At 43.9% G+C, this 15,184-nt stretch carries 11 protein-coding genes and 1 rRNA gene; 4 read left to right on the top strand and 8 right to left on the bottom strand.

The annotated features are described in order from the left end of the window. Positions 1-18 precede the first annotated feature (18 nt). The 3 genes from VJ786_RS12655 to tilS form a co-directional block, all read right to left on the bottom strand. The gene (locus VJ786_RS12655; RefSeq protein ID WP_099367076.1) at positions 19-318 is read right to left on the bottom strand and encodes a DUF4834 family protein; all 300 of its coding nucleotides are present in this window, start codon (positions 316-318) and stop codon (positions 19-21) included. A gap of 86 nt (positions 319-404) precedes the next feature. Then, complete coding sequence (locus VJ786_RS12650; protein ID WP_099367075.1) at positions 405-890, bottom strand: hypothetical protein; 486 nt, start codon at positions 888-890, stop codon at positions 405-407. Between the two features lie 5 nt (positions 891-895). Next, the gene (tilS, locus tag VJ786_RS12645) at positions 896-2,299 is read right to left on the bottom strand and encodes a tRNA lysidine(34) synthetase TilS (RefSeq protein WP_336557802.1); all 1,404 of its coding nucleotides are present in this window, start codon (positions 2,297-2,299) and stop codon (positions 896-898) included. Positions 2,300-2,395: 96 nt separating this feature from the next. Here tilS and VJ786_RS12640 point away from each other — a divergent pair, with 96 nt between their 5' ends. Further along, a complete protein-coding gene (locus VJ786_RS12640; RefSeq protein WP_336557801.1) occupies positions 2,396-4,804 on the top strand; it encodes an OstA-like protein in 2,409 nt (802 codons plus the stop codon). Here VJ786_RS12640 and VJ786_RS12635 read toward each other — a convergent pair. From VJ786_RS12635 to VJ786_RS12620, 4 genes are all read right to left on the bottom strand, one after another. Beyond that, complete coding sequence (locus VJ786_RS12635) at positions 4,794-5,285, bottom strand: hypothetical protein (protein WP_336557800.1); 492 nt, start codon at positions 5,283-5,285, stop codon at positions 4,794-4,796. The two genes, VJ786_RS12640 and VJ786_RS12635, sit on opposite strands and share 11 nt — an antisense overlap. A gap of 33 nt (positions 5,286-5,318) precedes the next feature. Next, a complete protein-coding gene (locus tag VJ786_RS12630) occupies positions 5,319-6,299 on the bottom strand; it encodes a deoxyhypusine synthase family protein (RefSeq protein WP_099367071.1) in 981 nt (326 codons plus the stop codon). Positions 6,300-6,366: 67 nt separating this feature from the next. Next, positions 6,367-6,495: a hypothetical protein gene (locus tag VJ786_RS12625; protein WP_262708799.1), complete on the bottom strand. Its 129-nt coding sequence runs from the start codon at positions 6,493-6,495 to the stop codon at positions 6,367-6,369. Next, positions 6,492-7,589 carry a mandelate racemase/muconate lactonizing enzyme family protein gene (locus VJ786_RS12620; protein ID WP_336557799.1) on the bottom strand — a complete coding sequence of 366 codons (1,098 nt, stop codon included), beginning with the start codon at positions 7,587-7,589 and terminating at the stop codon, positions 6,492-6,494. Before VJ786_RS12620 ends, VJ786_RS12625 begins: the two co-directional genes overlap by 4 nt. 210 nt (positions 7,590-7,799) lie before the next feature. Between VJ786_RS12620 and gltB the strand changes: the two genes are divergently transcribed. The 3 genes from gltB (at position 7,800) to VJ786_RS12605 (ending at position 14,546) form a co-directional block, all read left to right on the top strand. Beyond that, positions 7,800-12,299, top strand: coding sequence for a glutamate synthase large subunit (gene gltB / locus VJ786_RS12615; RefSeq protein WP_336557798.1), 4,500 nt, complete (start codon positions 7,800-7,802; stop codon positions 12,297-12,299). Between the two features lie 11 nt (positions 12,300-12,310). Next, positions 12,311-13,780: a glutamate synthase subunit beta gene (locus VJ786_RS12610; protein ID WP_336557797.1), complete on the top strand. Its 1,470-nt coding sequence runs from the start codon at positions 12,311-12,313 to the stop codon at positions 13,778-13,780. Between the two features lie 190 nt (positions 13,781-13,970). Then, positions 13,971-14,546 (top strand): non-canonical purine NTP diphosphatase, encoded by a 576-nt coding sequence (locus VJ786_RS12605; RefSeq protein ID WP_336557796.1) that lies wholly within the window; start codon positions 13,971-13,973, stop codon positions 14,544-14,546. A 320-nt stretch (positions 14,547-14,866) separates the two neighbouring features. Here the strand turns inward: VJ786_RS12605 and rrf are convergent. Beyond that, positions 14,867-14,978, bottom strand: a 5S ribosomal RNA gene (gene rrf / locus VJ786_RS12600). Between the last annotated feature and the right edge of the window lie 206 nt (positions 14,979-15,184).

The raw sequence follows: 15,184 nt of genomic DNA, 5'->3' as shown, positions 1-15,184 counted from the left end.
TTTTTAGATGGGCTTAGCTTATTTTACTTCTTCAAAATCAATAAACTCACCAGCTGTTTCCGTGCCTTTGCCCTTTTTGGATTTTTCCGGGGTATATTCTACCCTTACTTTACCATCCTGACGAGACTCACGCTTGAACTGGGAAAATGGATCTTGATAACGTCCCTGTTGTGGACCTTCATTGGCGTATTGCCCTTGTTGACCATTCATGATCTTCTCAGCCACCTTCTTCATGAAGAAAGGCAGCAACAGGCGCATACCAAATTTGAACAGGTAATAAAATACAACTACGGATATAATGAAATAGATAAGTGTCATTCTTTTTTAATGCTTTTTATCAAATTTAATAAATATTTGATTGCTTAGCGGGGAAAATTGTCAAGGAAATCTCAATTAACAAATTTTTACTTTTTGCCTTTTGCCAATTGCAAAGCTTGAAAAAACTGGTCAGGATGCTGAGAACCAATCACATAGACCAATCCATCTTTGTCGGTTAACCAAATGGCTTCTTTGCCTCCTGAATAAAAACGAATCTTACCATTCTTATGCAAATTGTAAACCGGGTTATTGAAGAAGAAGTTGGAGTACTTCTTTTTTTCCACCTTGGTGATGGAATTTAAGTCAATCTTCACCAAACTGGTGGTCCAAAGACCACTTAAGATCACATGCGTATCGGTGACTTTTGTCCGATAACTGATCATATAAAGCATAATAATCGAGACCAATAAGATCAAAACGCCGACAATGAAGAAAAGTTGGCGGGAAATTAGGTGTTCCCAATTGATATAATAAGCTACGAAACAGAACAGGGCAAGGATCAATCGAACACTAATCCAAGTCATGTCCCGACCTAGGTACTGTTTTTCCTGAAATAAAGGTTGATCTGTCATTTCCACTATTTGAACACTAATGTAAGTACTTTCTTTGTATTTTCAGTCACTTTATAGCGATTATCTAACCGCATGCCGACTACCCAGATGATTTCTCCATTGCCATTCACCAAGATCGGAATCTCTTCCTTTTCAAAGCGGTTGACCTTTTCCTGGATGAAGAAATCGCTCAATTTCTTCCTGCCTGTCATGCCCAGGGGGATGAAATAATCTCCCTGTTGCTTAAAGCGTAATTTTAATGGGAATTGGAGGAGGTCTGCATCGATCTGGATTTCAGACTTTCCATTTTCGTTTGTGTTTGTGTTTGTGTTTTGATTCGATGATTTAGTATCTGCAATCCCTAGATCTCTTAAACGGCCTAAGGTTAAATACGAATCTAGAAATGGAAAGCTTACGCTTTCTCCTGCGCTTAAATGTTTACTAACATTATCTTCTAATATTAGCAGCTTCTGCTCCTTTTTTAATCCTGATCTCTCCCTAATAATCAATTGATCCCTATCCATCAATAGCTCATAATCCGATGATTCAAATACCTGCCCCATCGGCTTATCCCATACCGCAATCATTTCCTCCAGAATACTTTTTTGAAAACCAAAAGGTTTAAACAGCTCAAATAAAAAGTAGGAATCAGAAAGGTTTTCCGATAAGTCTGCTCGTTGGATGTAAACATATTTACCATCTTCACGAAGCAAATCCTTTCTTTTTTCCGAAACAATACGTTGGATGAATTGGTAACTTTCTTCAAAATGCTTGATGTTCTCCAAGAAGATCTGCTCAAAATCAGGCTGAATTTCCTTGAATTTGGGAATAATCTCCAAACGGATTTTATTGCGGGCATATTTATTGGAAAAATTCGATTGATCATCGCGGTAGGGAACTTGAAGTTCTTTCACTATTTTCTCCACTTCCGCTCCAGTAAAACACATCAACGGACGGATAAGGTGATCCCGCTGGATGGAAATGCCCAATAGGCCTTTCAATCCCGTGCTCCTGGTCAGATTGAATAGGGAAGTTTCGATATGATCGTTCAGATGCTGTGCAATCGCGATCTTCCCATATCCAAATTCGGTCCTTAACTGCTCGAACCACTCATAACGCAGTTCACGGGCAGCCATTTGAATGGATATTTTATGTTCATCGGCGTATTCCTCGGTATCAAAATGGATAACATGGAAAGGAATTTGATGCTGAAGCGCGTGATTCCTCACCAATTCTTCATCCAGATCGGACTCCTTGCCCCTTAATTGAAAGTTACAATGGGCAATACTGATTTGATAGCCCAAATCATGCATCAGATGCAGCATCAGCATGGAATCCTTCCCTCCACTGACCGCCAAAAGCACTTTTTCCGAACGGTTTAGCAGTTCGTTTTTTGTTAAGAAATGCGAGAAATTAGCCTTTGCATCCATTCTTCAAAAATAGATATAATAAACTTTGCATCCCCTTTGCTATTAAAAATTATTGTTTAACAAATTTTTGCTAATTAATTGTATATTTTTGCGCTTGTGAGATTCCTTATTCTACTGTTTTTAAGCATCATCTGTTTGGCCAGTTATGGCCAGATTCCCGTTACACCACAGGCTCAACCTGCAGGTAATGAACTTCGTTTGTTAAGTTCTTCTTCTGTTAAAGCCATAAATCAAAAAATATTCCGGGCGTATAATGCATTGTATGAACATAAGGGATCGAGATTGGCTGCCGATTCTGGCGATTATTACAAAGAAGAAGATGGTAGGGAATATTTTAAGGCAAAAGGAAATATCATCATCACACAGCCTTCTGGAACGGTCATTTTTGGGGATGATTTGTTTTATGATGCAGCTGCTCAGCAAGCAACCCTACTTTATAATGTGAGGATGATTGATGGCGAAACCACGCTTACCACCAACCACTTGACCTATAATACGGGATCCCAACGTGGTTCCTACAGAAATGGTGGACGAATTATTGGACGTCAAGATACCATCACCTCTAGAAATGCTTATTATTTCGAAACGACCAAGGATGCTTACTTCCGCAACAAAGTGGTGGTCCGTTCGCCTGGCGCCATTATCTATACCGACTCCCTACAATACAATACCATGTATCGGGATGCATTTTTCTTTGGCCCTACGAATATCAATGGTAGAAAAGGTGAGAAATTATATACCGAGCGAGGAAAATACAACACCGCTTTTGGCATTGCGAAATTCAACAAAAACAACTTATACACCGAAGGATCTCGCTTTTTAAAAGGCGATAGCTTATTCTACGATCGGGAGAAAGGCATTGGAGAAGCTTTTAGGAATGTGGTATTCGTAGATACCTTGGATAAATTTTATGCCAATGGCGAGTATGGTAAGTACTTAGAGGCCGATCAGTCTATCCTAATGCATACCGACCCCCTGATCAAATATGTTGTTCAATCAGACTCCACAGGGAATGCGGATTCTACGGCTACAGATACAATCGATAGGGCAAACTTAAGCCCTAAAGAGATCAAGCAGCTTGAACGCGATGAGGAGAGGTTGGCCAAAGAAAAAGAAAAAGCCGAAAAAGAACGTTTAAAAGCCGCTGAAAAGCTCGAAAAGGAACGGCAGAAAGAATTAGCGAAGAACCCAGAGCTTAAAGCTATTGAACCTCCCAAGCAGGATAGCATCCTTGCGCCTACCGCTAAAACCAATACCAGGATCGATACTGCCTATATGACGGCGGATACTATATTTTCCAAGGTTATTTTAGTTAGAGATTATAAGCCTTTGGATTTAAATTTAGATCGATCGGGAGGAAAACTCCAAGAAGATACCGATGTGGATTATGGGGATGAGGAGGATATGGATTTGAATGCTGCTGGAGATTCCATCCAGCAAAATCCACAGACTGCCGGTGAGAAAATCCTTCAGGATCCTAAAAAACCGACTACTCCAGCTAAAACTGTCCAGAAGAAAACAACGCCAAAGGTTAATAACACAAATCCTGCAAATACGGTGGCTGTGGATCCGAAACAGATACAGGCCATCAGCAAAGCGGATAGCATCCTGCGCAGAAATGCGGTAATACCAACGGGAAATGAGCCGGATAGTTTGATGAAGAAGGCCATGAATTCAGCGCTGAAAGCCGATACAACGGTGAAAGATTCCACCGTTATGTTTTCGGATACTGCCAGAATCCGGATCGTGAATGCCTACAATAATGTCAGGGTTTTCAAATCGGACCTTCAGGCTGTTGCCGACTCCGTTTATTACGGAATGGTCGATTCCATGTTCCGGTTTATGGGTAAACCCATGATCTGGTCGGATGGATCCCAGATCTCAGCAGATACTATTTTCATGCAGATCAAGAACAACAAGATGGATAATGCATTATTAAAAGAGAATGCTTTTATGGTGAATGCTGTTCTGGATACCGTGAAGTTCAATCAATTGAAAGGCCGAAAGATTGTCGCCTTCTTTGCCAATAACAATATCGAACGCCTATTCGTAACAGGAAATGCAGAGGCTCTTGTGTTCAATGCAGATGATAAAACAAAGATCATCAAAGAGATGTTCCATGACCGCTGTAGCCGCATCAAAATACGTATGGTTGACCGAAAAATCAATGATTATGTTTCGGAAAGGAAGGTTGACCAGAAGCTTTATCCGTTTAAGTTGGTTACCCAAGAGAATGAGGTACTACCTGGCTTTATTTGGAAGCCTCAGGACAGACCAAAGTCTGTGGAAGATATGATGAACAGAAAACGCAGCAAGGAAACTGTTGTTCCAGATCAGAACGACAAAGATGATCCTGAGCAGAATTCATCTGATCAAAACAGCAAGGAAAATCCTATTCAAAAAAGTATAGAAAATCCTACCCAGAAAAAAGTAGAAAATCCAGTTCAAACTAAAAAAGAAGTAGAAAACTTAGAAGAAGAGCAGAACAGCTCGACTAACCCATAAAGGATTTAAATTCCATCCAGAACATCTTTTTCTTTTGCACATCGGCAAACATCTCTTCAAAACTGAAGGTATTAAAAACCGTTGCTATCTTTCCGTGCATATAAGAATTATGTGCGATGGTCGGTAAGCCTAAGGAAATAGGTTCCACACCCAATAAGGTAATTTTCTTCGGTTGGAAAAAGGCCATGATCCGTTTCCATTCATTCGGATTATGCGAATTGGCCAGATTAACCACCGCCACATTGCCAGCGTGGAGCTGCAATGCACCTATTGTTTTCAGAAAAGCCTCTTCTGCCGCCGGCGAGAAATAAGGATAATCCGGATAGCGCAGGATAAACAACACCCCTGTGCTCTTATCCCCTTGATATATGAACTCCTCAGCAGAAGTTAATTCCTGCTGAGGAGTTTTTGGTATAAATAAGGTTTCCGACATCAACGCTTGAAGCGCAACGGGATTCGTTGTATGTAAGCTATCTGCCATTTCTAAAACCTATTCTTCAATCAAAAATATGGACTATTGACCCAATACCCAAGCGAAGATCAATGGCGCAACGATCGTTGCATCAGACTCCACGATGAATTTAGGGGATTCGGTATCCAATTTACCCCAAGTGATTTTCTCATTCGGAACTGCGCCTGAATAAGAACCAAAAGAAGTGGTCGAATCAGAGATCTGACAGAAATAAGACCAGAAAGGAACATCATGCCATTCCAAATCCTGATACATCATTGGAACCACACAGATTGGGAAATCTCCGGCAATACCACCACCAATCTGGAAGAATCCTACTCCTTTACCACCAGAATTCGCGCGGTACCATTCCGTAAGATAGATCATGTACTCAATACCGGTTTTAACCGTGTGTACATTCAACTCGCCTTTGATCACGTAGGAGGCGAAGATATTACCTGTAGTAGAATCTTCCCATCCCGGTACAATGATTGGAATATTTTTCTCTGCAGCTGCCAAGATCCAAGAGTTCTTCGGATCGATCTCGTAATATTGTTCAAGATCTCCGGAAAGAACAACTTTATATAAAAATTCGTGTGGGAAATAACGTTCGCCAGCAGCTTCTGCGTCTTTCCAAGCCTTTTCTAAATGGGATTGCAAACGACGGAAAGCTTCTTCTTCTGGGATACAGGTATCGGTTACACGGTTGTAATGGTTCTCCAATAATTCCCATTCATCTTGAGGCGTCAAATCGCGGTAATTTGGAACACGCTTATAGTGAGAGTGAGCCACCAAGTTCATCACATCCTCTTCCAAGTTCGCACCAGTACAGGAAATGATAGCCACTTTATCCTGACGGATCATTTCAGCTAGGGAAATTCCAAGTTCTGCGGTACTCATCGCACCGGCCAATGAAATCAACATTTTACCACCCGCTGCCAAATGATCTTCATAGCCTTTCGCCGCATCTACCATCGAAGCAGCATTAAAATGAAGATAGTTTTTCTCCATGAATTGAGAAATAGGTCCTCTTTGTGTACTCATAATCTTTAATTCTGATAAATGTTCCCAAAGGTACTCATTTATACCCAAATTTCAGCCGTAAACGAACTTACTTTCGCTTCAATAGCTTCCGGAAAATATAAAAGAAAAAGGCCAGGATCAAGACCAGAATAAGTAGGATCAATACCTCACTTACTCCCAGATTCCAGCTGTCGTTATTTAATTGTGCGTAGATCATACCAGCCATTTATCGCATTTTTGTAAGAATTCTTCCGAAATATCAGCCGCGATGCCCGGACCATCGGTCAGCTTGATGGCATAGCCATCATAAACTACTCCCCCAATTACTGGATCTTCCAGATGGCCCACCATGCAGGTATCCAGATCATAGAATTTCACATTATCTGCCGCATAGGCGAAATGCGCCTTGGCAGCCAATGCCAAACGGCTTTCCAACATCCCTCCGATCATACATGGGATACCATATTCCTTGGCTACCGCCTGTATTTTCAGCGATTCTGCAATACCCGAAGATTTGGAGAATTTGATGTTGATGTAATCACAACTATCAGTTCTACAGATGCGCTCCGCATCATGATGATCATAGACCGATTCATCCGCCATGATGGGAACAATGGTCTCCGCTCGTAGTGCAGCAAGCAGATGGTCATTATAGGTTCGCATCGGTTGTTCGCAGAATTGGATTTTCAAGGGTTCCAATCCTTGCAACGCTTCCACAGCCTCTTCATAGGTCCAACCTTGGTTGGCATCGATGCGGATAGGGATATCAAAACCCACCGCTTGCCGGATAGCCTTCATACGGGCAATATCCTCTTGCGGCTTCTTCCCCAATTTGACTTTCAGGGCCACTGCCCCACCCTCATACAATGCCAAAGCTTTGGCAGCCATCTCCTCCGCAGTGCCAATCCCGATGGTAATATCCGTATGGATCTCCCGAGGAGTTCCTCCTAAAAATTGATAGAGCGGAACGCCGGCAGCTTTGGCTGCCAGATCATATAAGGCCATATCGAAGGCCGATTTGATGGTACTATTCTTCGCGATATAGGTATGCAATTCGGCTAGGCGATCCGCTAAAGCCAGGGGATCTTTCCCCACCCAGATTTTGGCAAAATCCTTTGCCACGGCGATACAGGTTTCCTGAGTTTCCCCAACGATCATGGGAAAAGCCGAACATTCGCCTACTCCATACAGTTCAGCATCTGTCCGAACCCGGATAAAAGTATTCTGTGCATAATCCATAACCCCCGTTGCAATCACAAATGGTTCCATCGGAATGCTCAAACGGTAGATCTCAATTTCTTTGATGACCATAATTTGTTTGTTCTATATACAAATGTAACGAATGATATTTCATTTTTATAATGAGATGGCGAAACAAATACAAATACAATCATAAAACCAATTATAATTTACATTAAAAACAACAAAACATTAATTAAATTATAAATATTATAAATAAAACAAGTTTTTATTCATATATTAGCAATCTCGTTATTAAATCAATCTAATATTCAAAATATCATGCAGCAAGAAGGACTTTATCATCCCGAATTTGAACACGATGCCTGTGGTGTAGGTTTTGTCGCCCATATCAAGGGGCAGAAATCCCATGCGCAGGTACGCGATGCACTGACCATGTTGGAGAATATGGAACATCGTGGTGCTTGTGGATGTGATCCAGAGTCTGGGGATGGTGCCGGTATCATGATCCAACTTCCGCACGAATTCTTATGGGAAGAATGTATCAATCTAGGCATACAATTACAGGAACCGGGTTATTATGGCGTAGGGATGTTATTCCTGCCGAAGGATGAGGAAATGAACAAGATCTGCCGCGAGGTGATCGTAGAAGCAGCTTCGGAACGTCACATGGATTTCCTTGGTTTTCGTTCCGTTCCGGTCAATAGAGCCGGTATAGGACCTACGGCCTTAAGTGCCGAACCAGAAATCGTTCAATTCTTTGTGGCCAGACCCGAACAGGTTAAAAACACCAAAGAATTTGAACGGAAATTATATGTGCTCCGCCGCCTGATCATCCAGAAGATCAAAAAACACCAAGCTTATCCATTACCCCTTTACCTCGCCTCTCTTTCTTGCAAAACCATTATCTATAAAGGTCAGTTGACCACTTACCAGGTGGGCAGCTATTTTGAGGATCTGAAAGACCCACGCGTAGTTTCCGCTTTTGGATTGGTGCATTCCAGGTTTTCCACCAACACTTTTCCATCCTGGTCATTGGCCCAACCCTTCCGGATGATTGCCCATAATGGCGAAATCAATACCCTGACCGGAAACCTCAATTGGTTCTATGCCGGTGTTAGGGCCTATTCTTCGCCCTATTTTACGGCAGAGGAAATGGAAATCCTATTGCCCGTAGTGGATAAGGGCCAATCCGATTCGGCATGTCTGGACAATGTGGTCGAGCTATTGCTACACAGCGGCAGAAGTCTTCCTCATGTCCTCTTGATGCTCGTTCCGGAAGCCTGGGACGGCAATGAACAGATGGATCCTTTAAAAAAGGCATTCTATGAATACCATGCCACCTTGATGGAACCATGGGATGGACCGGCAGCACTTTGTTTTACGGATGGAAAGATCATCGGCGCCACCTTGGACCGCAATGGCCTACGCCCATTACGCTACGCCATTACCTCAGACGACCGGGTGGTGGTGGCATCGGAGGCTGGTGCATTACCAATTGACGAATCAACCATCATCAAAAAAGGCCGCCAACAGCCAGGGAAGATTTTTGTGGTAGACATGGAGGCGGGTAAAATCCGTTCGGATGAGGAAGTTAAAGGCGAACTTATCCGGCAGCAACCTTATGGCGATTGGATCAATAAATATAAAATCCGAATGGATGAGTTGGCCGATCCGCGTGTCACCTTTACCTACCTGTCCAAAGAATCGGTTTTCAAATACCAACAATCCTTCGGTTATAGCCGCGAAGATATCGAAACGATCCTTACCCCTATGGCCTTAACGGGCTATGAACCTATTGGTTCCATGGGTACGGATGTTCCTTTAGCCGTGCTATCCGATCAACCTCAGCATATTTCCAGTTATTTCAAACAGTTTTTCGCCCAGGTGACCAACCCACCGATCGACCCGATCAGGGAACGATTGGTCATGAGTTTGGCAACTTTTATCGGCAATGCCGGCAATATCCTGATTGAGGATCAGAAATTCTGCCATTGTGTAACCCTGGAGCATCCCATCCTGACTTCCTCCGAATTGGAGAAATTAAGGTCTATCGACACCGGGGTTTTTCAGGCAAAGACCATCCAAAGTTATTTCCGAGCCGATGGCAAGGAAGGATCCTTGGAAGCGGGTTTGGAACGCCTATGCCGCTATGCGGATGATGCCGTTCGGGATGGCTTTGAGGTTATTATCCTATCGGATAGGGCGATCGATTCACAGCATTGTGCAATCCCTTCCCTATTAGCTGTTTCTGCGGTGCATCACCATCTGATCAAAACCGGCAACCGCGGTGCAGTAGGATTGGTGGTGGAAGCGGGCGATGCCTGGGAAGTCCATCATTTCGCCTGTCTACTGGCTTTCGGTGCAACGGCTATCAACCCCTATATGGCCTTGGCAAGTATCAGGACCATGAAGGAAACCGGGCAAATGGATACCCAACTGACCTGGGACGACCTGAAAAAGAATTATGTAAAAGCCGTTTGTAATGGCTTATTGAAAATATTTTCCAAAATGGGTATTTCCACCCTTCAATCCTACCATGGTGCACAGATCTTCGAGGTGCTGGGTATCGATGCCGAGGTGGTGGATAAATACTTTTGTGGTGCCGTTTCCCGTATTGGGGGTTTGACCTTGGATGATATCGCCAAGGAGGCCCTGGCAAAACATAAACGTGGTTTTGAACACAGCCGCGTTAGCCAGACTTTATTGCCTGAAGGCGGATTATACCAATGGAAACGTCGGGGCGAAGGCCATTTATGGAATCCACAGACGGTGCATCTCCTGCAGCAGGCCTGTCGCAACAACGATTACGAATCTTATAAAAAATACGCTTCACTGATCAATAACCAGCAGGAACGCATGTTCACTTTACGCGGATTATTGGATTTTGCCAAACATCGCACGGCCATTCCATTGGATCAGGTAGAGCCAGCTAGTGAAATCCTGAAAAGATTCGCTACGGGAGCCATGTCCTTTGGTTCGATATCCCATGAGGCACATAGCACCTTGGCGATTGCCATGAACCGGATTGGCGGAAAATCCAATACCGGCGAAGGTGGAGAGGATGAGATCCGATATCAAAAATTAGCGAATGGCGATTCCATGCGCTCTGCCATCAAACAGGTGGCCTCTGCACGCTTCGGTGTGACCTCCAATTACCTGACCCAGGCCGATGAAATACAGATCAAAATGGCCCAGGGAGCAAAACCGGGAGAAGGAGGCCAATTGCCAGGTGACAAGGTGGATGAATGGATCGCGAAAGTAAGGCATTCCACACCTGGAGTAGGTCTGATTTCTCCACCTCCACACCATGACATCTATTCCATTGAGGATTTGGCGCAGTTGATCTTCGATCTGAAAAATGCCAACAGGGATGCCCGGATCAATGTAAAATTGGTGTCCAAGGCAGGCGTCGGAACGATTGCTGCCGGGGTGGCAAAAGCCCATGCCGATGTTATCCTGATTGCAGGTTATGATGGTGGGACCGGTGCATCGCCGATCAGCTCCATCAAACATGCGGGATTACCTTGGGAATTAGGTTTGGCAGAGGCACATCAGACGCTGGTACAGAATAAGCTCCGCAGTCGGGTGGTCCTACAGGCGGATGGGCAGATGAAAACTGGCCGTGACCTGGTGATAGCGACCTTATTGGGCGCAGAGGAATGGGGTGTAGCCACAGCAGCCTTGATCGCTGGTGGATGCATCATGATGCGTAAATGCCACCTGAATACTTGTCCGGTTGGTGTGGCTACTCAAGATCCGGAATTGCGGAAGTTGTTTTCCGGAAAACCGGAAGATATCGTCCATCTTTTTGGATTCCTAGCGGAGGAAATGCGTGAGATCATGGCCGAACTGGGTTTCAAATCCATCAATGAGATGGTTGGACGCGCGCAATTTTTGAAGAAACGAGAGGATATGCCACACTGGAAAGCCAAGAAAATCAACTTCTCGGGCATCCTCCATGTAGCGGCGAATGCGCAGGGGGAAACCTTGTACAATACCGAAGAACAGGACCATGGCATGGGAATGATATTGGATTGGGGTTTATTAAATGTGGCGAAACCTGCATTGGAGACCAAAACTCCGGTCTTTGGAACCTTCCACGTAAAGAATACCGATAGAACGATAGGCACCTTATTGTCCAATGAAATTTCCAAGATCTACGGATCGGAAGGACTTCCGGACAACAGCATAAACTTTAAGTTTGAAGGTTCGGCAGGCCAATCCTTTGGCGCCTTTAACACGCGAGGGATTTCCTTTGAATTGGAAGGCGAAGCTAATGATTATGTGGGCAAGGGACTATCAGGCGCTCAGTTAGCCATTTATCCGAGCAAGGAAAGCAAATTACAGCCACATGAGAACATCATCATCGGAAATGTCGCCTTATATGGAGCAACCTCCGGGCACTTGTTCATCAACGGTATGGCTGGCGAACGTTTTGCGGTAAGGAATTCTGGTGCGACGGCCGTCGTGGAAGGGATCGGCGACCATGGTTGTGAATATATGACCGGCGGAAGAGCATTGATCCTGGGTGAGACTGGAAGGAATTTCGCTGCGGGCATGAGCGGAGGGATCGCATGGGTCTACGACATCAAGGGCAATTTCAAGGAAAACTGCAACAAGGAAATGGTGGATCTGGACCCCTTGGAAAGCGAAGACGAAACAGCGATCATCAGCTTATTGAAACGCCATATCCTATTGACCAAGAGTGAAAGAGCAAGCGCCATCCTTCAGGATTGGGCGGTTGAAAAACACCGCTTTATAAAGGTGTTCCCAAGGGAATACAAAAATGTATTATTGAAAAAATTAGTGACCGCATAATCAGGAATTTCATGGGAAAACCAACAGGATTTTTAGAATATGAACGCTTGCTCCCTCAGAAAGATGCTGTGGAAAGCAGGAAACAACATTATAAGGAATTTGTCTATCCGTATTCGGATGAACAATTAAATGCCCAGGCGGCAAGGTGCATGAACTGCGGAATTCCGTTCTGCCATTCGGGTTGTCCTTTGGGCAACGTGATCCCTGAGTTCAATGACGCTGTATATGATGGGAAATGGGAAGAAGCTTATCAGATTTTGAGTTCGACCAATAACTTCCCGGAGTTTACAGGTAGGATCTGTCCGGCACCGTGCGAATCTGCCTGTGTGCTGGGCATCAACAAAAACCCGGTTGCCATTGAGGAAATCGAGAAACACATCATCGAAATAGCCTATAAAAAAGGCTATGTAAAACCCCATAAGAGCTTCCTGAAAACAGGGAAAAGGGTGGCTGTAGTGGGTTCTGGTCCTTCTGGACTGGCCGCTGCCGCACAGTTGAACAAGGCTGGGCATGAGGTGGTGGTATATGAAAGGGATGATAAAGTAGGTGGCCTATTGCGGTATGGAATCCCCGATTTCAAGCTGGATAAGCAGGTGATAGACCGTCGGGTAGCGATTATGGAAGAATCTGGGATCATCTTCCGGACGAATGCTGAAGTAGGGAATAATGTCCCAGCGAAGGAATTACAGGAATATGATGCCGTGGTATTGACCGGAGGATCGACCATTCCGCGAAACCTGGATATTCCTGGTCGGGAGTTGAATGGGGTGCATTATGCGATGGAATTCCTCAAACAGCAGAATAAACGTGTTGGGAATTCCACTATTGTGGATGCAGAAATAACGGCTACTGGAAAAAATGTATTGGTGATCGGTGGTGGTGATACGGGATCGGATTGCGTAGGGACTTCCAATAGACATGGTGCCAAATCGGTTACCCAATTTGAACTGATGCCTACCCCGCCCCAAGCTCGTACTTCTGCCATGCCATGGCCTAGTTATCCCATGGTTTTAAAAACAACGACTTCACATGAAGAGGGTTGCCAAAGGCATTGGAGTGTTAGTACGAAAGAATTTTTAGGCGATGAACAAGGGAATCTACGGGCGGCCTTGGTGGTGGATCTGGAATGGGAAACCGATCAGCAGGGAAGACCAGTATCTTTTAAAGAAGTAGAAGGATCGGCTAGGGAACTCCCTTGTGAACTAATCACCCTTGCCATGGGATTCCTGCATCCTCAACACGAAGGTTTACTGACTCAGCTTGGCGTGCAGTTGGATAATAGGGGAAATGTTCAGGCTACAGAATCAGCTTATAAGACCAATTTGGAAAATGTATTTGTGGCAGGAGATATGCGAAGAGGACAATCTTTAGTGGTATGGGCGATTTCTGAGGGAAGGGAATGTGCAAGGAAGGTGGATGAGTATTTGATGGGTAGCTCCAATTTGGAAAGCAAGGAGGCGATATTTAGCCAAGCTGTTTAATCATGGTTTGTCAAGCCTTTTAATATAAATTGTTAAAACTGTTTAATCATATTCCGTTAAATTTAATGTGTAGTTTAGCATCAATCCAAGAGGTTGATGCATTTTTTGTATTTTAACCGGGTAAATATTTACCTATATATTTAACAGTATTTACATTTAACATCTTATAAAAAAAATAAATAACAAAGGAATGGAATTAGTATTTGCAACAAACAATGCCCATAAATTAGAAGAGGTGCAACAGATGATCGGTGATAGGTTCAAGCTACTTTCCTTAGCAGATATTGGTTGCCATGAGGATATCCCCGAAACCGGGGTGACCTTTGAAGAGAATGCCCAACAAAAGACGGATTATCTTAAAGAAAAATTTAATGTGGATTGTTTTGGAGATGATTCGGGGTTGGAGGTTGATGCTTTGCAGGGGGAGCCTGGTGTTTATTCGGCAAGGTATGCCGGAACGAGGGATATGGAGAAAAACATTGATCTGGTATTGGAAAAACTTGGTAATAATGACCATAGAACTGCCCGCTTCAAAACCGTTATTTCCTTAAACATAAATAATGAACAACATTTTTTTGAAGGAAGTATTGAAGGTAGAATTATTAATGAGCGTATTGGAACTAAAGGATTTGGTTATGATCCAATCTTTATTCCAAATGGATATGATATCACTTTCGCAGAAATGAGCTTGGAAGAGAAGAATCGGATAAGCCACCGTTCGGTTGCTGTTCAAAAACTTTGCAATTTCCTTTTTAGTATTAAGTAGTTAGTATTTAGTAGTAAGACCTATGGCGCCCTCCGTCATTGCGAGGAGGTACGAGGAAGCAATCTTTGGATATGCAGCCCTTTGTAATGCTGTGATCGAATCTTTGTCATCCTGAGCGCAGTCGAAGGATCTGTACGGGTGCCACATGTAGATGCTTCGACTCCGCTCAGCATGACATGCGGGAAGATTGCTTCGTTCCTCGCAATGACGCAAGGAGCCCAATGACGCGTGGGCCGCAATGGCTCGGAAGTCCCGCACACAAAGAAATCCATAAAAACAGAAAGCCCCGTCATCTATCGATAACGGGGCTCCTTTGTAAAATTAGGCGCCGACCTACTCTCCCACCTGTTACGGCAATACCATCGGCTCTGGCGGGCTTAACTTCTCTGTTCGGAATGGGAAGAGGTGGACACCGCCGATATAGGCACCTGAAGATCTTTATGAGATATTGTTCTTTTACACTAGACATTGTACCTCGCATGCAGTAATCTAGATACTAATTACTAACTACTTTATACTGAACAAGGCATTGACATGTTATTGGAAGAAAGGATCAAAAAAGAGAGAGGACAACAGTACTATCCGCATTGGAAAGCTTCGGGTTATTAGTACCACTCGGCTTTGGTCTCTCAACCTTT

Source organism: Sphingobacterium tenebrionis, assembly GCF_037126265.1.
Lineage (GTDB): Bacteria > Bacteroidota > Bacteroidia > Sphingobacteriales > Sphingobacteriaceae > Sphingobacterium > Sphingobacterium tenebrionis.
Note: the sequence above shows the minus strand (reverse complement) of the source record. Positions and strands in the feature narration are given on the sequence as shown.